Here is a 19,226-nt window from a genome sequence, read left to right as displayed (position 1 = left end):
AAGATGGGAAGAATGCCGGTGAGTCAGGCGCCAAGCGATAATACAAAACCGACAGGGCGCCGGCGAACCGAGTCCAAGGAGGTGCGGCGCCAACAGCTGATCAACGCCACAATCGACTCGATCTCACAAAACGGAATTGGTGGAACAACCATGTCCACCGTGACCGAGATAGCCGGCTTGTCGCTGGGCATCGTCAACTTCCACTTCAAAAGCAAACAGAACTTGCTGGAAGAAACGCTGTTGTTTCTTGCAAAGGAACACCATGAACAGTGGTTGGACGCTTTTGACAATGCAGGTTTGTCGGCGCCCGAAAAGCTGTTGGCCATCGTCGATGCGCATTTTCACCCGCGGATTTGCTCGCCGAAGAAACTGGCCGTCTGGTTTGCGTTTTTTGGAGAGGCAGGGCGGCGCAAAGTTTACCGCAAACTGATCAATGACATTGATCTGGAGCGTTACAGCATCGCGCTGCGCCTGTGTTCGGAAATTGCCGAGGATGGCGGGTATAACGACATGCCGCCAAGGCAAGTCGCCAATATCCTGGAGGCTCTGTACGACGGAATCTGGTTAGAGCTTTTAACCTATCCGGAGAACTTTCGACGTACCGAAGCCCGGGATCACATCGTCGCCTTCCTGTCCAAGGTCTACCCGGGTCATTTTCGAATGCCAGAGTTCAAGAGCGGCAGTTGAGACAGTGCGGGTCAAATTTCCGGTTTTACAGACAAGACGGGCCTGCGCACTGCGCAGCAAACAAAAGGCACACGAATGAGCAGGGATCCTCGCTACGACATCCTTTTCGAACCAGTGCAAATCGGACCAGTCACTGCGCCAAACCGATTCTACCAGGTTCCGCACTGCACAGGCATGGGCTGGCAATACCCTCGTACCCTTGCGGCCATGCGCAAGGTGAAAGCGCAAGGTGGATGGGGGGTCATATGTACGGAATACAACTCGATCCATCCATCATCTGACGACCTGCCGCATCCCTATGCGTCCCTTTGGGATGACAGCGATATTCGGGCGCACGCTTTGATGACGGACGCGGTGCACGAATATGGCAGCCTTGCGGGTGCTGAGCTATGGTACGGAGGCGCCAACTCGAACAACCTGTTTTCCCGGTTGCCGAGCATGGACGTCGACAGCCTGCCCAACGTCAAAGGGCATCCGTATCAAACCCGCGCGATGGACAAGCAGGACATCCGGGATTTGCGCCGGTGGCACCGCAAGGCCGCCTTGCGGGCGCGAGACGCGGGCTTTGACATTGTCTATGTCTACGCGACGCACGGATACCTTATCTCGAACTTTTTGCATCCACGGGTGAACACGCGCAGCGACGAATATGGCGGCAACCTGGAAAACAGGGTGCGCCTGGCCCGTGAACTGATTCAGGAAACCAAGGACGCCGTTGGGGACCGGTGCGCCGTGGCGGTCCGTTTCTCGGCAGACGAAGAGATCGGCGAGGATGGCCAGCCCATCTATGGTGAGCGTCGCGAGATGTTCGAGATGCTGTCTGATCTTCCGGATTTGTGGGATATCAACATCGCAGATTACTCGGTCGAGATGGGCGTTTCCCGTTTTACCAAAGAGGCAGCTCTTGAACCCTACATGCATTGGGTCAAGTCCGTGACGGATAAGCCCGTCGTGACTGTGGGTCGCTTCACGTCACCCGATACAATGGTCTCGCAGGTCAGGCGCAGAATTACGGATTTTATCGGTGCCGCGCGCCCGTCAATCGCTGATCCTTACCTTCCCAGGAAAATCGAAGAAGGACGCCTGTCTGCGATCCGCGAATGCATCGGGTGCAATGTCTGCTATGCCAGCGACACGATTGGCGTGCCAATTCGTTGCACGCAAAACCCGACAATGGGAGAGGAATGGCGCAAGGACTGGCATCCCGAAATCATTCGAAAGAAAGCTTCAGATGCACGCGCTCTGATTGTCGGGGCAGGGGCGGCTGGTCTTGAAGCCGCGCGGGCGCTTGGGGCGCGTGGGTATGATGTCCTGCTGGCAGAGGCTTCTCGTGAAATAGGCGGTCGGGTTGTGCGCGAAGCGGCACTTCCGGGCATGAGCGAGTACATTCGCGTCAGGGACTATCGCGAGCAGCAATTGATCGAAATGCCTAATGTTGAAATCTACCGGGAAAGCCCGCTGACAGTTGACGATATATTTGCGGTTGAAGCTGACCACGTTGCAATCGCCACGGGCGCGACCTGGCGAAATGATTACCATGATGAGGAACGTTTCGTCCCGGTCGCGGAAGGAGCCGCCTTGAACTGCGTTTACACTCCCGATGACATCATGGATGGAAGGATTCCCGATGGGCCAACTCTCGTTTTTGACAGTGATGGCTACTACATGGCCAGCGTCATTGCCGAAAAAATTAGGGCGCGAGGTCACGCCGTAACGTTTGTCACACCGTCCGACAGTGTGGCTGATTGGGCTGGAAAAACGTCCGAGCGTTGGCGCATCCGAACACATTTGCTTCGCCTGGGGATCGAGATCATGCCGTCAAAGACCCTGAGTCAATTCGATGGCGAATTGGCGCATTTGGATTGTCTCTACGGCGGATCAGGTAAAACCTTGCCCGTTGCCAACATTGTGATGGTGACAGCCCGGAAACCAAATGACGGCTTGTATCGGGAATTGAGCAGTCGGACGAAAACTGCGGAATTGCCATTCAGCCTCCGCCGCATTGGCGATTGCGATGCACCAGCGATTATCGCGGCGGCAGTCTATGCCGGGCATAGATACGCCCAGGAATTGGATGGTTCCGTGGATGTGGACGTGCCGCTCAAACACGATCGTGTCGATGTCGGGCAACAGCTCATTTGACCGCTCGGTGCGGCCATCTCGATAAGCACCTTGAAATGCAGGAGAAATCTGTGATGCCGGAAGGACTGGTTATCCGCCCGCTTGAGTCGAAAGACAAGGAAGAGTGGCGCCGCTTGTGGACTGCCTATCTGGAGTTCTACGAGACCACCGTCCCGGAAGAAGTCTACGAGATTTCTTTCAGCAGGCTGTTGTCAACAGATACAGGTGAATACAACTGCCTCATTGCTGAACTGGACGGACAACCGGTTGGATTGGCACATTACCTGTTTCACAGGTTTATGTGGTCCGTCGAGGATACCTGCTATCTGATGGATCTGTTTGCAGACCCCGAGGTCCGAGGAAAGGGTGTCGGCCGTGCTCTGATCGAGGCCGTTTTTCAAACCGCAAAGCAGCATGGTGTTCCAACAACTTACTGGACCACTCAGGAGTTCAACTACAAGGGCCGAATGCTATACGACGAAGTGGCAAAACGAACGCCATTCATTGTCTACGAAAAAGACGAATAGTCAGCAGCGTCATTTCTGAAGGCCTTGGGCTGAGGAGGGCGGGTGTCTTTGACCACCTCGTTCAATGATCAAACCCAGCGCATTTGCTTGATTCAAGACCAATGCCGAGATCACTCGCCCAATATTCGGCACGTTTTCTTTGCGTTACACGACGTTCTTGCTACTGTCGGCTGACAACAAAGTCGATAGGGGGAATATGTCATGAAACGCGCCGAACTGCTTTACTCTGGAATTGATCGTCGGAGCCTGCTTTTGGGCGCGAGCGCCGCAGCCAGCCTCGCGACATTTCCCAAACGCCTCATTGCGCAAGAGCCATTGAGCGTTGCGGGTATTTATACCGTTCCAGTTGAACAGCAATGGGTCAGCCGCATCCACATTGCGGCGGAAGCGGCGAAAGATGCGGGCCAGATAACTTATGCCTTTACCGAGAACACGGCCAATACCGATTATACCCGGGTCATGCGGGAATACGCCGAAGGCGGCGCCAAGCTGATCGTGGGTGAGATTTTCGGGGTCGAGGCAGAAGCACGGGAAGTGGTTCTGGATTACCCCGAAACTGCGTTCCTGTTGGGTTCGTCTTTCCTTGAAGATCCGGCCCATCCCAATCTGGCCGTTTTCGACAACTATATTCAGGACGCTGCCTATCTTACCGGTATCATTGCCGGCGCCATGAGCGAGTCTGGCAATATCGGAATGGTTGGCGGTTTCCCGATACCAGAGGTCAACCGGCTCATGCACGCGTTTATGGCTGGCGTGCGTGAAATGAAACCCGACGCGACCTTCCAGGTTTCGTTCATTGGCTCGTGGTTCGATCCGCCCAAAGCGAAAGAGACGGCTTTTGCGATGATCGAAAACGGTGCAGACGTGATGTATGCCGAACGCTTCGGCGTTTCCGACGCGGCGCAGGAGCGCGGCGTTCTGGCGATCGGCAATGTCATCGACACTCAGGCGGACTATCCGGATACGGTGGTTGCCTCGGCGCTCTGGCATTTTGAACCTACGATGCAAGCGGCTCTTGCGGCGGTCGCCGACGGCAGCTTTTCGGCGGCCAATTACGGGCTTTACTCCTACATGAAGGAAGGCGGCTGCTCGCTCGCGCCTCTGGGCACATTCGAGGGCAAGGTGCCTGCCGATGCGATGGCGCTTGTTGCTGAACGAGAGGCTGCAATTCGGGCGGGTACTTATGTTGTGGAAGTGGACGATTCAGAGCCTGTGTCCTCCTGATGTCCAACGGTAGTTCGGCGCAGGAGGTTGTCCTGCGCCTTAATGGCATCACCAAGCGATTTGGCAATTTAACGGCCAATGACTCGGTTGACGTGACGCTTCACCGGGGCGAGGTCATCGCGCTTCTTGGTGAGAACGGCGCTGGCAAGACGACGCTCATGAACATCCTGTTCGGGCACTACACTGCGGACGAAGGAACCGTAGAGGTGTTTGGTCAAGTCTTGCCTGCCGGTGCAACCGGTGCAGCGCTGCGGGCCGGTGTCGGCATGGTTCACCAGCATTTCACGCTTGCCAATAACCTTACTGTTCTCGAAAATATCCTTCTGGGCACTTCTTCCCTTTGGTCGTTGGGCCGTGGCCGCCAGAAGGCGCAGTCACGCGTGATGAAACTGGCCGAAGAATTCGGGCTGGCCGTCGACCCATCGGCCAAGACAGGGCAGTTGTCGGTCGGCGAGCGGCAGCGCGTGGAAATCCTGAAGGCACTGTATCGCGATGCCCGCATCTTGATTTTGGATGAGCCGACAGCGGTGCTGACACCACAGGAAGCTGACGCGCTGTTCGAGACGCTGCGCCGGGCTGTCGATCAGGGCCTTTCCGTCATCTTTATTTCCCATAAGCTGCACGAGGTTATGGCAATCTCGGACCGGGTTCTTGTGCTGCGCCATGGCAAGCTGGTCGGGGAAACGCGTACGGACGAAACGACACCTCATGCCCTTGCTGAGCTTATGGTCGGGGAAGAGATTATCCAACCCGTTCCATCCGAGGCCAAGCCTGGTGCCGTTCTCCTAAGCTTGCGCGGTGTCTCTGCGCATCCGCCTGGGCACCGAACCGGCCTTCGAAACATCGATCTGGATCTGCGTGCAGGCCAGATAATGGGCCTTGCCGGTGTGTCCGGAAACGGGCAGGGCGCACTGGCCGATTTGCTGTCGGGCGAGGCCAGGCCAGAGAGCGGAGAGATGTGGCTTGGTCAGGAAAAGGCGCCACCCTGGTCTCCTCGCGCGTCCCTTGCGGCCCGGATCGGGCGCATTCCCGAGGACCGCCACAGCACTGGCAGCATTGCAGATTTCTCGTTGACCGAAAATGCTATCCTCGAAAGCTACAGGAACCCGGGGATCAGCCGAGCAGGTTGGATGCGCTGGGCTGCCGCACAAGCCTTCGCGCAGAAGGTGATCGCGCGATACGATGTGCGTTGTCCCGGTCCGGATACGCGAATTCGTCTGCTTTCGGGCGGCAATATGCAGAAACTCATCCTCGGGCGGGTTCTTGAATCCGATCCGGAAATCATCCTCGCCAACCAGCCCGTGAGAGGGCTTGATATCGGGGCCGTAACCTACGTTCAGGAGCGTCTGATAGCAGCCAGAGATGCGGGCGCGGCGATCCTGCTGATCTCGGAAGACTTGGACGAAATCATGGGGCTTGCGGATGTGATCCGGGTGATGTCCGACGGCCGGCTGTCACCTGAGTTTCCCCGTGGAACGATAACCCCCGCCGAGCTTGGGCGGTGGATGGCCGGGGAGGGGTTTGAACGTGCGGCTTGAACCGATTGCCAACCCGTCCCTCGCCCGATCCGTGGGATTTCCAGCGATGGCATTGGGGCTTTCGATCGTTGTGGTATCGTTTCTCGTTCTACTTGCAGGGGCCAATCCTTTCGCCACGTTGGGACTGATACTGAAAGGAGCCGCAGGTTCGAAGTTCGCCGCGCTTGAGACCCTGAACCGGGCAACACCTTTGATCTTCACAGGTCTGGCGGTAGCCGTCGCCTTTCGCGCAAAGTTGTGGAACATCGGGGCGGAGGCGCAGCTTTACATTGGCGCGCTTGTGACAGTCCTCTTCGGGACGTCGGCGTTGGGCCTGCCGGGGCCGCAACCACTGATACTGGTCGGTTTCGCCTCGATGCTGGGAGGGGCGCTGATGCTGCTGGGCCCGGTCATTCTCAAGACGCGTTTCGGCGTTGATGAAGTGGTGACGACATTGCTGCTCAACTTCATCGTGCTTCTTTTCATCTCGCTTCTGCTGGAGGGACCGCTCAAGGATCCCATGGGGATGGGGTGGCCGAAATCGCCCAGGCTGGATGCAGAAGCGCGCCTTCCCCGGATTGTCGAAGGGCTTCGTCTGCACTGGGGCTTTGCGCTTGCCCTGATCTGTGCCGTGGTCGTCTGGGTGATTGAGACCCGCACCACGCTTGGCTACGAAATCCGGGCTGTGGGTCAGAACCCGACGGCTGCCCGTTTTGCGGGTATCCCTGTAAATCTTGTGCTCTTGAAAACAGCGTTTCTTTCAGGCGGGCTTGCGGCTCTCGCCGGTTTTTCGGAAGTCGCGGGGCTCAAGGGATCCCTTACGCTGGATCTGAGTCCGGGCTTTGGCTACACAGGCATTATCGTCGCCATGCTTGCGCTACTTCACCCTCTTGGCGTCGTTCTTTCGGCGATTTTTGTAGCGGGCGTATTCGTCGGTGCCGACGGTATGAGCCGCGCCGCGAGCGTTCCCACCTATATCGCAGACCTTCTATTGGCGACCGCACTATTGTTCATGGTCCTCGCCATCTTGCTGACCCGGTTCAAGATTGTGAGGGGCTGATGGAGATCTTCGAAATCCTCCTCTCTGCCAGTTTTTGGGCAGCTGCTGTGCGCATTGCTTCTCCGTTGATCTTTGCGACGATGGGAGAGTTGATCTGCGAACGTGCGGGGGTTCTGAACCTCGGGATCGAAGGGATCATGGTGGCCGGCGCTTTTGCCGGTTGGATGGCGGTCTATGCCGGTACCGGACTGTGGGCCGGTGTTTTCATTGCGATGCTGGCAGGTATGCTTTTCGGGCTTTTGCATGCGACGCTCACGGTGCCCTTTGGGTTGTCGCAGCATGTCGTGGGGCTTGGGATTACGCTTCTGGCGACATCAGCCGCCTACTATGCGTATCGCCTGGCCCTGCCGGAAGTCTCAAGTCCTCCGCGGATCAAACCCTTTCAACCACTTGAGGTTCCGATACTGTCGAAGATACCCGTTCTGGGGCAGGCGCTGTTCAACCAAACCCCGTTAACCTATCTGGCTTTTGTTATCGTTGGCGTAACTGCCTTCGTACTGTACCGAACGCCGCTGGGACTGGCCCTTCGGGCAGCCGGAGAGAATCCCTCTGCTGTAGAGGCTCAGGGTCTGTCTGTAACCGCGCTTAGAATGGGGGCTGTCATCATGGGGTCTGGTCTGATGGCTGTCGGGGGCGCGTTCCTCACGATGTCGGCCTTTGACAGCTTTTTCTTCGAGATGGTCAACGGGCGCGGCTGGATCTGTATCGCATTGGTGGTATTCGGTGCTTGGCGGCCAGGCAAGGCATTGTTGGGTGCGCTACTTTTCGCTGCCTTCGATGCCCTGCAAATCCGCCTGCAGCAGACGGGGCTGGGGGCCCTCGTTCCCTACCAGATCTTCTTGATGATCCCTTACATCCTGTCGATCCTGGCATTGATCCTGATGTCGCGTCGTGCCGAAGTGCCAGCGGCGCTGATGATACCCTACAACCGCGGAGAACGCTGATGGCAAGCTTCGATATTCTTGTGAAGGGCGGGAGCCTGCCCGACGGAAACGTCGCCGATATCGGAATAACAGGCGACCGTATCACGGCAATGGGGCAGTTGGACGGCGCCGAGGCTGGTGCAATCATCGACGCGACCGGCGACCTGGTCTCGCCGCCTTTTGTCGACCCCCATTTTCATTTGGATGCAACGCTTAGCTATGGCATCCCTCGGATAAACGCATCGGGTACGCTGCTGGAGGGGATCGGCCTTTGGGGCGAACTCAAGCAGGTGACAACGGTCGATGAAATGGTCGACCGTGCGCTTTCATACTGCGACTGGGCGGTCTCTATGGGCCTGCTTGCGATCCGGAGCCATGTGGACACCTGCGATGACAGCCTGAAGGGCGTCGAGGCGATGTTGCATTTGCGCGAAGTCGTTCGGCCTTATCTGGACCTTCAGCTTGTCGCCTTTCCGCAAGACGGTCTGCTGCGTGACCCCACTGCCCATGCCAATACATTGCGGGCGCTCGACATGGGGGTCGATGTCGTCGGCGGTATCCCACATTTTGAGAGGACCATGGCGGATGGTGCTGACTCGGTTCGTATCCTGTGCGAAATCGCCGCTGAACGGGGCCTTCCGGTCGACATGCATTGTGACGAAACCGACGATCCTCATTCTCGGCATATCGAAACATTGGCCTATGAAACGACGCGACTGGGATTGCAGGGGCGGGTGGCAGGGTCTCACCTGACCTCAATGCATTCCATGGACAACTACTATGTCTCAAAGCTGCTTCCTCTGATCGCCGAGGCCGAAATCAGCGCCATTCCGAACCCACTGATCAACATTATGCTTCAGGGTCGGCATGACACTTTCCCGAAACGGCGCGGGCTGACCCGGGTGAAGGAAATGCAGGCCGAAGGTATTCGAGTTGGCTGGGGGCAGGATTGTGTGCGCGACCCCTGGTATTCGCTGGGAACCGCAGACATGCTTGACGTTGCTTTCATGGGGTTGCACGTCGCTCAGATGTCGTCTCCAGAAGATATGAGGCGGTGCTTTGACATGGTCACGGTTGAAAATGCTGCAATCCTCGGACTTGAAGACTATGGCCTTTACGAGGGCGCCATGGCCTCGCTGTTGGTTCTGGACGCCGGGGACCCCATTGAAGCTGTCCGCCTGAGACCTGATCGGTTGGCGGTGATCTCAAAGGGAAATGTGGTTTCCAGAAAGCAACGTAACGATAGCCGTCTCGCCCTTCCTGGTCGGCCGAAAAGCGTGCGTAGGCGGCACTAGGGTTTCTGTGACTGTCTCGTCATGATCTTTCTTTGACGGGTAGGGGGCTTTCGAAGCCTCGCTCAATGATTTTGCGATTGGCCTGGACGAACTATGGTCCGGCCTGATCTGCATTCTGGCTTGCGTTCAAGCTACTGTTAATAAAATGAAAAAGAGAAACGCGGAATTTGCGTGAATCCAGTTTGAAACCTCTATCTGTATCGAAGAACCGCAGCTGAAAATCATGAAATAGCTGGGTGTGCCTTGACCCGTTTACCAAGGCGGACCGCAGGAAATGCTGGCGAGTCGGGTCTCTAACCTCATTGATCTTTGTCAATATTGGCAAGGGTCGGAAGTGGTACAATCGGCGATAGCAAAGGGGGTTCCCATGGAAGACTTAGTCCAAATTGGAAGAGCATTTGTTCAGGCCATGCGTGATCGCAGGGGGCTTGTGAGTGTTGACGAAATGTACGCCGAAAACGCCCAGTCGATTGAGGCGGTTGTGCCGCCGGTTCGACAGTTTCGTATCACAAAGGGTCGGGACGCCATCAAGGGAAAGAGAGAGGATTGGCTGGCAACGCATGAATTCCACGAACTCGATGTAGACGGACCCTATGTGCATCCACCCAACCGCTTTGCAGTGCGATTTAGTGCCGAAGTAACCCAGAAGGCCACAGGAAAACGTATGACCCTGAGCGAGATCGCTGTCTATTCGGTGGCAGAAGGCAAGATCGTACTGGAAGAGTTCTTCATGTTGCCGAAGTAGGAAGAACAACCGTCATCTAAGTGGCTGCTTTTGTTGGGTTTGTGCGGTCGGCGAGTTTCCTGCCCGCAGTGACATCCTGGAGGGAGATCCGGTATGCAACGCAGAACTTCGACGTATTTCATTGGCGCGGATACAAGCGATGTATCGATACTTGAATGCGCCGATGCTGCCCAACGTCAGCGCGGCCATTTGACTTGCCTTCTGATCGCGGCGCTACCGAACCTGCCTTACTTGAAGTACGGATCCAGCAAATTCGTCGAGGCGGGTTTGCCCGCAAACTGGTTGGAACAATTGGAAGAGAAAAAGGCGGCCTTAAAGTCCCGTGCGCGTGAAGTTGAAGCACTGCTTGCGCGCTCGGGCGCATCGGCGAGCGTCACGGTTTTCATGGGTTCCGGTGCGGACTTTAAGACTCTGGCGGCGCGCCAATCGTACTGCTGTGATGTCGCATACCTGGACCCGGAACTGCGCAATGACCCCGAAGTTTTTCACGAGGTTTGCCATGGAGTCTTGTTCCATTCGCCAGTCGCCATGATGATCAACGGAGACCCATATACCCAACGCGAGCGCATTTTTCTGGCGTGGAACGATAGTCTTGCTGCATCCAGAGCGGCCCATTTGGCTTTACCCTATTTTCTGGAAGCCAAGGAAGTTGTGATTGGTTGTTTCGATCCGCCGTTAGCACATGACCCGGAAAGTCAGGACCCCGGTACGGACATCGCCGCATGGCTCAGACACCACGGCTGTAGCGTGACCGTAGCGCATTTCCCGAGCGGCGGACTACCGATCGAACAGTGCATACAGGAACGTGCTAAGGAGGCCGGCTCTGACCTTATCGTCATGGGCGCATACGGGCACTCATATTTGCGCGAGTCGATTTTTGGTGGAACTACAAGGGCCATGCTGCAACAAACCGGTCTTCCGGTTCTATTTGCGCACTGACTGAAGCAAGTGGACGTCCAGTGTTTGTCTGGGTTCGACGGTCAGGTCCAAACACTATGAAAGAATGGGTTCAGTGTATTGAGTTAGGAATTGTCTGATATTGTCCGGTAGTTCCCATCCAGAAACCCCTTCACAATCGACGTGAGTTCGCCCCAGTCTGTGAATTCCCGCACGCCATCTCTCGGATCGATTTTCCGACCCAACAAGACGACGTGTTTAACGATCTCTTTCTCAAAATATCCGTAGCTGTCGGGTCTCACCGCGCCTGCGACCAATGCTGACGCATCTGGTTCGAAACTCGTTCGCAACAACATCTCAGTGAGATAGTCGCGGGCTTCCTCGCGCCCCGATGCAAAGGCCGCCTTTAGACCCACAGAAAGCACGAGTGTTTTTCGTTGCACCAACTCGTCTTTGAGCGACGCGATAAAAGCTTCGAATGAGGCAGGGTGTCGACGTTCGTGAACAGGAGCCAACAGAACAACCCGGTCCACATCGTCCAGTTTTACCTGACCGGGAAGTTGATCGGTATTGATCAGTCTTGTGTCAAAGCCGGATTTCTTCGCGACATTGCTGATAAAATGCGCAATTTTGGCCGTCTGGCCCTCAACAGTGGCAAAGACGATAAGTACTGTCATTCCGATCCTCCCACTAATCGGTCTGAGAAGCGTTTCAAGTATTATGAATTGGCGTGAGTTCGCCTTTGATCTTAATCAAAGGCGCAAGTTGAGGCTGGCGATTCCAATACATTGAACGTGTTTCTGAAATTTGCATGACGACGCCTTACGCGGGGAAGAATTTCTGCTGTGATGGCTGGTCTTCTCTGCACTACCCAGTGGACGTCCGCGCTATCTCAGGGCAAATAATAAGATTGCGACGCAAACAGTAACATTGATGGACCACACTGCCAGTTTGACCCGTCGGCGCGCGGACAGGTTTCTAAACGGATCAATCATAGTCAAACCTTTCAGACAGAACCCGATGCGAAGGTGTTCCCCGGGCAACAAGGTGATCTTCGACAGTGTCCATCATGGCAGTGGGGCCGCAGAGTACGAAAAGCCAGTTGTCATAATGTTCTGAAGAAAGCGTTCGGTCCAAGAGGGCGCCGTCGATCCAACCTGTTTCACCGCTCCAGTTCTTCGGGGGCTCGGATAGAACAAATACAGTATCTTCCCTGGTCAGTTCTTCCCGATAAACAATCTGCTCCTCGATCCGGTTTCCATAGATGAGCTTGATATCGCGTCGCTCTGCGCTCAGACGAACTTGGCGCAGTATGCTGAGCAAAGGGGCGATGCCGACACCACCTGCGATAAGAACAATGCCTTGTTCAGCGCGTTTGCCGACCGAAAGGTTCCCGTGGGGGCCATCGAGATAGGCCAGCGTATCCGGCGCGATCTGCCCGAGACTGCCTGTGAAATCCCCAAGCTCTTTTATCACGAATGAAACTTCAGGACCTTCACCCGGTGCCGAGCTAATCGAAAACGGATTTTCACGCTGTGAAAAGACGTTGTGCCCCACATTGAGCCAGGCAAACTGGCCCGCTTCAAAGCTGAGGCCCTGGTGACCGACCGGTTTGAGGCGCAATTCCCATTGCTTCGGTGTCAGACGAGTGACCGAGGAAACACGCCACGGTTTCCGCATCTTAAACAAGGGGCGGACAAGATAGACATAAAGCAGAGTACCAACGGCAATGCCGGTCATTGCGAGCCACAGATATGTCAGTGACGGATGCCCACCGTAGCGACCTGCATGGATTGTGTGATGAAGAAGCAAACCGGCCAATGACAGAGCACCGAGACCGTGCAAAAGACGCCATGTTTCGTATTTGTATTCAAGGCTTTTTCGGGCGACCGCCGAGGCGACCAGAACGACGATCAGAAAAAAGGCCCCAATCCCCGAGGATAGCACTGGAAAGTCTGTCGTAATCGTCAGTTGGCGCGATACGTCCCACGGGCGGTGTCCGCCAGAAGGCGTGCCCTGGTAAAGTAGCGGGTGTATCAACGCAAAAACGAGTGCCGCGCGCGCCATCAGCTGATGCATGCGCATGGTCACATCCATGCCCACACCGGACGAAATGAACCTGAAGCGCCCGGAGAGCAGGAACTCTACCAGAATGATTGAAAATCCAATCATTCCCAGCCCGGATGCGAGTTCTTGGTGAAAAGATCGCGGTGGCCAGCCAAGTGACCAGGAAAAGCCCAACGGCGCCAAGATCAGCAGAACATAGATCAGCGCCAGATAGGGCCATTTCATATGGTTTTGCTCCACTGCGCCAGAGTTAGGCCATTCCCGCTGTCTTAAGGGGCTAGGCTAGGCGAGCCCCGGTTGGCGATCAAGCTTCCTGTGATCGGGTGTTTTCCCGTCCGGAAGGCTATGCCTGTTGGAGTGCTGTCATGTTCCGAAATGGTGGCAGAAGACTGGCCGGTCCGAACGGCCAGGCAGGAAAAAGATGCGAGCATTCCCTTGCGCAAGATCAAGGTCCTTGACCGGGGTTATCTGCGATAATGCGGCGTCCGTATAGCCGGACAAAAGGAGGAGGTTCAGAAATGCTTGAAGACAAAAAGTCCCCGCAACTTTTCACCGGAACGCATCCGCTCTCCGACAACTTTCGACGTGAAATGGAAACCCTGATGTCGCGGTTCTTAGGAGGCGGCTCTCCGTTTTTACCGCTGGAAACGGCTGCGCAGCGCACGGGTCTGCCATCTCTTGATATGTCCGGCGCAATTTCCCCGGCCATTGATGTTCAGGAGACGGATACGGCAATCGTTCTGACGGCGGAATTGCCCGGTCTGGAAGAGGACGATGTTGAAATCGAAATCAAGGATCGCCGCCTCACCCTGCGAGGCCAGAAGAAGATCACACATGATGAGACGGGCGACCTGCGTGTCAGCGAAAGAAGCTATGGCAGCTTTTCACGGGCAATGACGCTGCCGGACACTGTTGATGTCGAGAGTATTTCGGCCACCTTCGACAAGGGTGTTTTGAGCATCAACATGCCGAAAACCGAACCTCGGGATCCCAGCCGCAAGATCAAGGTTTCATCCAAATAGGTGGCATTTCGGCTGGGGCTTGAAACTGAAGGCCGATCATCGGTCGGCCTTCTTTGATTTGCAATCCAAGGAGTGTGCGGTTTGGTGAACCTGCTGGCACGGATTTGATGCTAAACTGACAGAGAAATCCAATCCTTCCTAGCACCCAAAACGAAGCAATAGGTTTTGTACAGCCGTGTGCTAAAGTACCTCTGCGTGGCCTTTGAAAAGGGGGCTAAAATGCGGAACTCAGACGCGGTTGACACAAGCTCATCGCCGTGCCCCGACGAGGGGGGCGTGCGTGCCCTCCTTGAAAATTTGACCGGACCGTCGCGCGGGAACGTGAGCTGGCTGGCCGACAATGCCCTTACTGTTTCGGTTGGTGAAAGCCGGGCGTTGAGTCTTCGCCCCAAAGACGACATGCCTCCGCACGACAACGATATCGCAACTCTTCAGTGGGCGGACGGTGTCTATTCAATAACTGCGTCGTCTGGGCGTAATGTCTGGGTGAATGGGCGCAAAATATCGTCCGCGAGTCTCCGGCACGGCGACATGATCGAGTTCGGCGAAAAGGGCCCAATGTCCCGGTACAGGTTATGTAGCAAAACCTACCCGGCGCGTCATACGGTCGAAGAAATCCTAAGTGACGCCTACGCTTACGCCCGAACAAGCCGGCGGCCGTTTGCCAAAAGGATGTCCGGCGCGCTGCGCGACAGCAGTCGTCGGCTTGCGTCTCAGACGACAGTTCTGTTCAGGATCACGGTCGTCGCTGCACTTCTGCTGATCGCGGGCCTTGTGTTTCTGCTTTATCAAAACGATCAAAGGCTGGCGGACAGTATCCAACAGGAATCTCGCAAAATCGAAGCGGTTGCGGTGATGCTTGCGCAGACACGTGAAAATGCGCTGACCCCGGACGATCTGGCCTCGTTGCGGGATGCCTTTGAAAACCAAGTCACGTCGACCGAGCAGCGTCTCGGAACCCTTGAACAGCGAGCAGGCGCATCGACACGGGTAATTACCGCCTCATCTAAGTCTGTCGCATTCATTCAGGGTGCCTACGGGTTGCGTCATCTGGAAAGCGGGAAGCTCTTGCGGCACATGTTGGGGCCGGACGGAGAAAACCTGAAAACCCCGTTTGGGCAGCCCTGGATCGAACCGGACGGCACGGGCGAACCAGCTGAATTCCAGTTCACGGGAACCGGTTTTCTGCTGGAAGGTGTTCCGCTTATGGCCACCAATCGCCATGTTGCCTTGCCGTGGACGTCCCGCGACCGGGTGGACGCTTTGAAAAGTGCGGGGTTGGAAGCGGAAATGCTGAGGCTGCTGGCCTATTTGCCAGGTCAACCGGATCCGATTGAGGCCAAGTTGGAGAAGTTCAGCGAAACGGCCGATGTCGCGCTTTTGTCAGTAGCTCCTGATCGGGTTCAGGGGCTGGGCGTGCCGTTGGCGGATGAACCGCCAAACGCAGGCGAAGAAGTCTACCTGTTGGGATATCCGACGGGCTTGAAGGCGCTGATTGCGCAGGCGGGGCCGGGCTTTCTTCAAACGCTGGAGAAGGAAGGTTCGGTCAATTTCTGGTCCGTAGCTTCCCGATTGTCCGAGCAAAGCAAGATTCATCCGCTGGCCAGCCGGGGGATCGTTGCCAGAGCAAGCCCAGGTTCCATCGTTTACGACGCCGAAACCACAACCGGCGGAAGCGGAGGACCCGCCTTGAACCGGCGAGGTGAGGTAGTCGCCATCAACGCCGCGATCCTGCCTGAGTTTGGCGGCTCCAACATTGGCGTTCCGGTTGCGCACCTCAAAGAACTGTTGAGCGAGGCAGAAGGCCTGTAGTCAGTCGCTTGTTCGGAAGCGGGACTTCTGTACAAGGAAAACCGCCGCCAGCGGGACCGTGACAGTGATGGCGGCGGCTGCAATCAGCAGATACCCGAGTTGGCTGTAGTCGGCAGTCGAGGTAACGACACCCGTTTCCGGATTGGTCACCGCGCGTGTAACGACGAATGTTTGGTTCAGGTATTTTGTTCCGAGACTGGCCGCCGACAACGCCATGTTGGTGAACGATGCCATCACCGCAAAAAAGGTCGCTTTCAGTTGGACCGGGGCGTTGCGCGCGATCCAGGCCAGCAACGGGACCATGGCAATTTGCCCAAGAGGCGATTCAACAGCCGTGTCGAGAATGGCAATGAATCTGGCGTCGACAACTCCGCCTGTATGCGCTGCTGTCCATTCATGAACGCCGTAGTAAAGGGCAAGGTTTGGAAGAGAGAGCAGACCAGCCGCGATCGTAAGCACCACCACCACGTGGGCGATTGAGCGTTTGGCCATGAATGGCCGCAGGACGATCAATCCAAGCAATGCCAGCAAGGACGTCAGCAGAGCCAGGATTGCCAAAAACTGCTCGTCGAACCCCAATTCGTCAATTTCAAACCACGTCAGTCCCGGCCCCGGCAGCGGAACTGCACGGAACACGAAAATGATTATTGCCGTACCGACCAGGGCTTTCGCATGGGCGGGTTCCAGTTCTTTCAGAAGACGGGACATGAGGTACAGGATCACCGTGAGAGAAACGGTAAACACCACCTCTTGCGCAAACTCGAATTCCGCAGTTCCCAACACAATGCTGAACACAACAAATGCGAGGCCACCAAGCAATATGGACCATTTAACCTCGGTCACCTCATCCGGGGTATGCAGTGGGTGACCTTGACGAAGCAGCTGACGTTGTATCAGTGAGTGCAGCACCACACCGCTGACGGACAGCACAGGGATGATCAACGCAATCAGGTAAACCTGGCCGTAGAGAGCAAGCCGGTCAGACTTTTGCAGATCTTCCGTTCCTGAGAATATCCAGATGTTGACGGCCGCAACCGCTGCAAACCCTGAGATGATCGAAACTCTGCCCAAGGTCTGCATTGTCGTGTGCTGGGCGCGGGTTTCTTCAGGCGTAAACGCAAGGCCGTCCTGGTCGACCTTGGGAACCGCCTCGACCGTCATGGCGTCGGCGACGACATCCTGAATGGCATAGCCGGAAGGCGCCAGAAGCAGGGCGACAACATACCAGTCTTCCAGAGGCATCACGCCGGCCATCCGAACAGGCGCGGTCACAAGCCCGTACATTGTGAGCAGGGACAGGGTAATCAGGGACGCGCCAAACAGGATCAACAGGGATTTCCAGCGCCAGAACAGATCCACGATGTGGCCCAGCGGCATTTTGAGAATCCAGGGAAGACCGGCCCAAAATGCCAGACCTGCGACAAAAGACGCTGATAAATCGAGGTAATCCTTCAGAAAAAAAGCACCGACAACCGAGGTCAAACCGGAGACGCCAGCCGCGAAGTAGACCATCAAAGGCGGCAGGTAGGACCATTGCAACTGCTGAGCCAGATCCACAAAGGTTCTGTGCCACCAATCTGAAAGCCGCGTTCCTGTTGAAGATCGGTCAGTGGTCATATGCCAACCTGGAATTGCTGATGGCCCGTTTGCCTTTGCATTTAGTTAGAGAAATCCAGCTCCGAAAAGCAATGCACTGGTGATCACGCCAAGGATCGGAACGAAAAGAGGCACCCGGAAGTGTTCTTCAGACCCGTTCGGTTTCACCTTCAGAAGGATCAGCGAGACATTGACGAGGACAAAAACCCCCAGAACAATCTGTGATGTGCGCTCCGCCAAGATCCCAATCGGTACGGTTTGGGTCAGAAGAAGGATTGTTGCGACAACGAGCAGTGTGGCAACCACAGGCGTCTGGGTTGCTTTAGGCACAATGGCCAAGGCTTTCGGCAAATGGTCCCTGTCAGCCAGCCCATAGATCACCCGCGATGCCATGATCATCTGGATCAGGACTCCATTAACAGTCGCCACGATCGCAACTGCAGAAAAACCCTGTTTGATCACCTCGGGGGCATTTGCAAAAACAAGTGCAAGCGGCGCAGCAGACGCTGATAGAACATCAATCGGGACAACCAGCAGCACCGTCAGCGATGTTCCAAGATACAGTACCGTCGCCAGTATGAGCGTCAGCAAAATTGCTTTCGGGATGGTGCGAACAGGGTCAATGACTTCTTCGGCGACATTTGCCATGTCCTCAAAACCGACAAATGCAAAAAAAGCGAGAAGAGATGCAGCGAAGATGCCTCGCCACGCTTCAATCTCAAGTGGAGGGAGCATGGAGCTGACATTATATCCCTGCGGGTCCTGAACCGACATGCCCCAGCCGATCACAAAGAGAAGCCCTGCAATCTCGATGATCGTGATGGCCGCAGCAACAAGCACCGATTCCGTGATCCCCCACAGCGCGATAAGCCCCATAATCAACACAACGCTGACAGTCAGAAGCGGTATTGCCAGACCCGTTAATGCGTGAAGATAGGAGGCTGCGCCTATCGCGACGGCAGAGGCCGAGATAACGCCCGAGGCCGCAACCGCCAGACCGACCAGCATTGCCATCCAGTTTTTCTGAAATCCCGCTTCGACGTAGGCTGCCTCTCCTGCGCTGACCGGAAAACGCGTTGCGAGTTCCGCATATGAAAGTGCGGTCAGTGAGACGACGAGTGCAGCCACGACAAACGAAAATGCGGCATACGGGCCGGCTATGTCCGCCGTCGCGCCGACGAGCACATAAATTCCTGCTCCGACCGTTACGCCCAGGCCATAAAGCGTAAGCAACGGTGCTGTAAGGGCCCGTTTGAGTTTCTGTTCTGGCGGTTCAACGGTGCTCATCAGAGTTTATACCGAATGTCTTGCTGGCACGTCGCCAGCGGTGTCGTTGTTGTCACCGTCCGCATTTGGCGGTCCGGCCAGGTCTTGCGATCAAATTCGCGCCGTATTCCTTGCGTCTCAACGTTCAGGCTCTTTGGCGGCCTGTGAACAAAGAGGGGGCTCGCCACCACTCCTGCCGAGCCCCCGTGTGGAACGTCCACGCTATTCAAATTCCGCTCACTGTCATGTTTGCTTGGGGACAGGTCAGTAAACGTAGATCATGATTAATATTCGTATTTCACTATATGAAGGTTGCAAGTGCATTGATCTGTGTCAATCGGTACGTTCTGCGGGCCTCGGTTGGTTGCTTTGGAAAAGACAGTGATCTCCACCGACATTCCCCAAGTGGCCTGGGTTCTGACGTTAAGGTCGCCTGACTGCGCCACCTGATCAAGCGTTTTTCCGCC

At 55.9% G+C, this 19,226-nt stretch carries 17 protein-coding genes; 12 read left to right on the top strand and 5 right to left on the bottom strand.

Features of this window, described 5'->3' with window-relative positions; all coding sequences use genetic code 11:
- Positions 1-81 precede the first annotated feature (81 nt).
- From AC2FIR_RS18120 to AC2FIR_RS18075, 10 genes are all read left to right on the top strand, one after another.
- Positions 82-687, top strand: a complete 606-nt coding sequence (locus AC2FIR_RS18120) for a TetR family transcriptional regulator C-terminal domain-containing protein (protein WP_496744342.1) — start codon at positions 82-84, stop codon at positions 685-687.
- A gap of 75 nt (positions 688-762) precedes the next feature.
- The gene (locus tag AC2FIR_RS18115) at positions 763-2,829 is read left to right on the top strand and encodes an oxidoreductase (RefSeq protein WP_496762853.1); all 2,067 of its coding nucleotides are present in this window, start codon (positions 763-765) and stop codon (positions 2,827-2,829) included.
- Positions 2,830-2,882: 53 nt separating this feature from the next.
- Complete coding sequence (locus AC2FIR_RS18110) at positions 2,883-3,335, top strand: GNAT family N-acetyltransferase (RefSeq protein WP_170614551.1); 453 nt, start codon at positions 2,883-2,885, stop codon at positions 3,333-3,335.
- Between the two features lie 201 nt (positions 3,336-3,536).
- Positions 3,537-4,559 carry a BMP family protein gene (locus tag AC2FIR_RS18105; RefSeq protein ID WP_480912775.1) on the top strand — a complete coding sequence of 341 codons (1,023 nt, stop codon included), beginning with the start codon at positions 3,537-3,539 and terminating at the stop codon, positions 4,557-4,559.
- Entirely contained in the window at positions 4,559-6,097 is a 1,539-nt protein-coding gene (locus AC2FIR_RS18100; protein ID WP_496744347.1) for an ABC transporter ATP-binding protein, read from the top strand. The genes AC2FIR_RS18105 and AC2FIR_RS18100 overlap by 1 nt, the downstream gene beginning before the upstream one ends.
- On the top strand, positions 6,087-7,136 hold the full coding sequence (locus AC2FIR_RS18095; RefSeq protein ID WP_496762852.1) for an ABC transporter permease: 1,050 nt from the start codon (positions 6,087-6,089) through the stop codon (positions 7,134-7,136). Before AC2FIR_RS18100 ends, AC2FIR_RS18095 begins: the two co-directional genes overlap by 11 nt.
- Complete coding sequence (locus AC2FIR_RS18090) at positions 7,136-8,080, top strand: ABC transporter permease (RefSeq protein ID WP_480489624.1); 945 nt, start codon at positions 7,136-7,138, stop codon at positions 8,078-8,080. The genes AC2FIR_RS18095 and AC2FIR_RS18090 overlap by 1 nt, the downstream gene beginning before the upstream one ends.
- Entirely contained in the window at positions 8,080-9,354 is a 1,275-nt protein-coding gene (locus AC2FIR_RS18085) for an amidohydrolase family protein (RefSeq protein WP_496744350.1), read from the top strand. The genes AC2FIR_RS18090 and AC2FIR_RS18085 overlap by 1 nt, the downstream gene beginning before the upstream one ends.
- A 367-nt stretch (positions 9,355-9,721) precedes the next feature.
- Positions 9,722-10,099, top strand: a complete 378-nt coding sequence (locus AC2FIR_RS18080) for a SnoaL-like domain-containing protein (RefSeq protein ID WP_496744352.1) — start codon at positions 9,722-9,724, stop codon at positions 10,097-10,099.
- A 93-nt stretch (positions 10,100-10,192) separates the two neighbouring features.
- Complete coding sequence (locus tag AC2FIR_RS18075) at positions 10,193-11,038, top strand: universal stress protein (RefSeq protein ID WP_496762851.1); 846 nt, start codon at positions 10,193-10,195, stop codon at positions 11,036-11,038.
- Positions 11,039-11,121: 83 nt separating this feature from the next.
- Here the strand turns inward: AC2FIR_RS18075 and AC2FIR_RS18070 are convergent, their stop codons facing one another.
- Positions 11,122-11,673 carry a flavodoxin domain-containing protein gene (locus AC2FIR_RS18070; protein WP_496744356.1) on the bottom strand — a complete coding sequence of 184 codons (552 nt, stop codon included), beginning with the start codon at positions 11,671-11,673 and terminating at the stop codon, positions 11,122-11,124.
- A 310-nt stretch (positions 11,674-11,983) separates the two neighbouring features.
- Positions 11,984-13,288: a ferredoxin reductase family protein gene (locus AC2FIR_RS18065; protein ID WP_170614560.1), complete on the bottom strand. Its 1,305-nt coding sequence runs from the start codon at positions 13,286-13,288 to the stop codon at positions 11,984-11,986.
- 293 nt (positions 13,289-13,581) lie between these two features.
- Here AC2FIR_RS18065 and AC2FIR_RS18060 point away from each other — a divergent pair, with 293 nt between their 5' ends.
- Positions 13,582-14,085, top strand: a complete 504-nt coding sequence (locus AC2FIR_RS18060; protein ID WP_321253913.1) for an Hsp20/alpha crystallin family protein — start codon at positions 13,582-13,584, stop codon at positions 14,083-14,085.
- A gap of 276 nt (positions 14,086-14,361) precedes the next feature.
- Positions 14,362-15,897: a trypsin-like peptidase domain-containing protein gene (locus AC2FIR_RS18055; RefSeq protein ID WP_496744359.1), complete on the top strand. Its 1,536-nt coding sequence runs from the start codon at positions 14,362-14,364 to the stop codon at positions 15,895-15,897.
- Here the strand turns inward: AC2FIR_RS18055 and AC2FIR_RS18050 are convergent, their stop codons facing one another.
- The 3 genes from AC2FIR_RS18050 to AC2FIR_RS18040 all read right to left on the bottom strand — a co-directional run.
- Entirely contained in the window at positions 15,898-17,514 is a 1,617-nt protein-coding gene (locus AC2FIR_RS18050) for a hypothetical protein (RefSeq protein WP_321253910.1), read from the bottom strand. It lies immediately after the preceding gene.
- A gap of 45 nt (positions 17,515-17,559) precedes the next feature.
- Positions 17,560-18,780 carry an APC family permease gene (locus AC2FIR_RS18045; protein ID WP_496744360.1) on the bottom strand — a complete coding sequence of 407 codons (1,221 nt, stop codon included), beginning with the start codon at positions 18,778-18,780 and terminating at the stop codon, positions 17,560-17,562.
- 263 nt (positions 18,781-19,043) lie between these two features.
- The coding region (locus AC2FIR_RS18040; RefSeq protein ID WP_496762850.1) for a hypothetical protein at positions 19,044-19,226 on the bottom strand (183 nt) is incomplete at its 5' end.

It is taken from the genome of Ruegeria sp. CDSB136, from assembly GCF_059610965.1.
The sequence above is the reverse complement of the archived record's forward strand: the minus strand, read 5'-3'. Positions and strand labels throughout refer to the sequence as shown.

Coding starts and splice junctions, on each gene's coding strand:
- AC2FIR_RS18115 (WP_496762853.1), top strand. CDS start 763: ATGAGCAGGGATCCTCGCTACGACATCCTTTTCGAACCAGTGCAAATC.
- AC2FIR_RS18110 (WP_170614551.1), top strand. CDS start 2,883: ATGCCGGAAGGACTGGTTATCCGCCCGCTTGAGTCGAAAGACAAGGAA.
- AC2FIR_RS18105 (WP_480912775.1), top strand. CDS start 3,537: ATGAAACGCGCCGAACTGCTTTACTCTGGAATTGATCGTCGGAGCCTG.
- AC2FIR_RS18100 (WP_496744347.1), top strand. CDS start 4,559: ATGTCCAACGGTAGTTCGGCGCAGGAGGTTGTCCTGCGCCTTAATGGC.
- AC2FIR_RS18090 (WP_480489624.1), top strand. CDS start 7,136: ATGGAGATCTTCGAAATCCTCCTCTCTGCCAGTTTTTGGGCAGCTGCT.
- AC2FIR_RS18085 (WP_496744350.1), top strand. CDS start 8,080: ATGGCAAGCTTCGATATTCTTGTGAAGGGCGGGAGCCTGCCCGACGGA.
- AC2FIR_RS18080 (WP_496744352.1), top strand. CDS start 9,722: ATGGAAGACTTAGTCCAAATTGGAAGAGCATTTGTTCAGGCCATGCGT.
- AC2FIR_RS18075 (WP_496762851.1), top strand. CDS start 10,193: ATGCAACGCAGAACTTCGACGTATTTCATTGGCGCGGATACAAGCGAT.
- AC2FIR_RS18070 (WP_496744356.1), bottom strand. CDS start 11,673: ATGACAGTACTTATCGTCTTTGCCACTGTTGAGGGCCAGACGGCCAAA.
- AC2FIR_RS18065 (WP_170614560.1), bottom strand. CDS start 13,288: ATGAAATGGCCCTATCTGGCGCTGATCTATGTTCTGCTGATCTTGGCG.
- AC2FIR_RS18060 (WP_321253913.1), top strand. CDS start 13,582: ATGCTTGAAGACAAAAAGTCCCCGCAACTTTTCACCGGAACGCATCCG.
- AC2FIR_RS18050 (WP_321253910.1), bottom strand. CDS start 17,514: ATGACCACTGACCGATCTTCAACAGGAACGCGGCTTTCAGATTGGTGG.
- AC2FIR_RS18045 (WP_496744360.1), bottom strand. CDS start 18,780: ATGAGCACCGTTGAACCGCCAGAACAGAAACTCAAACGGGCCCTTACA.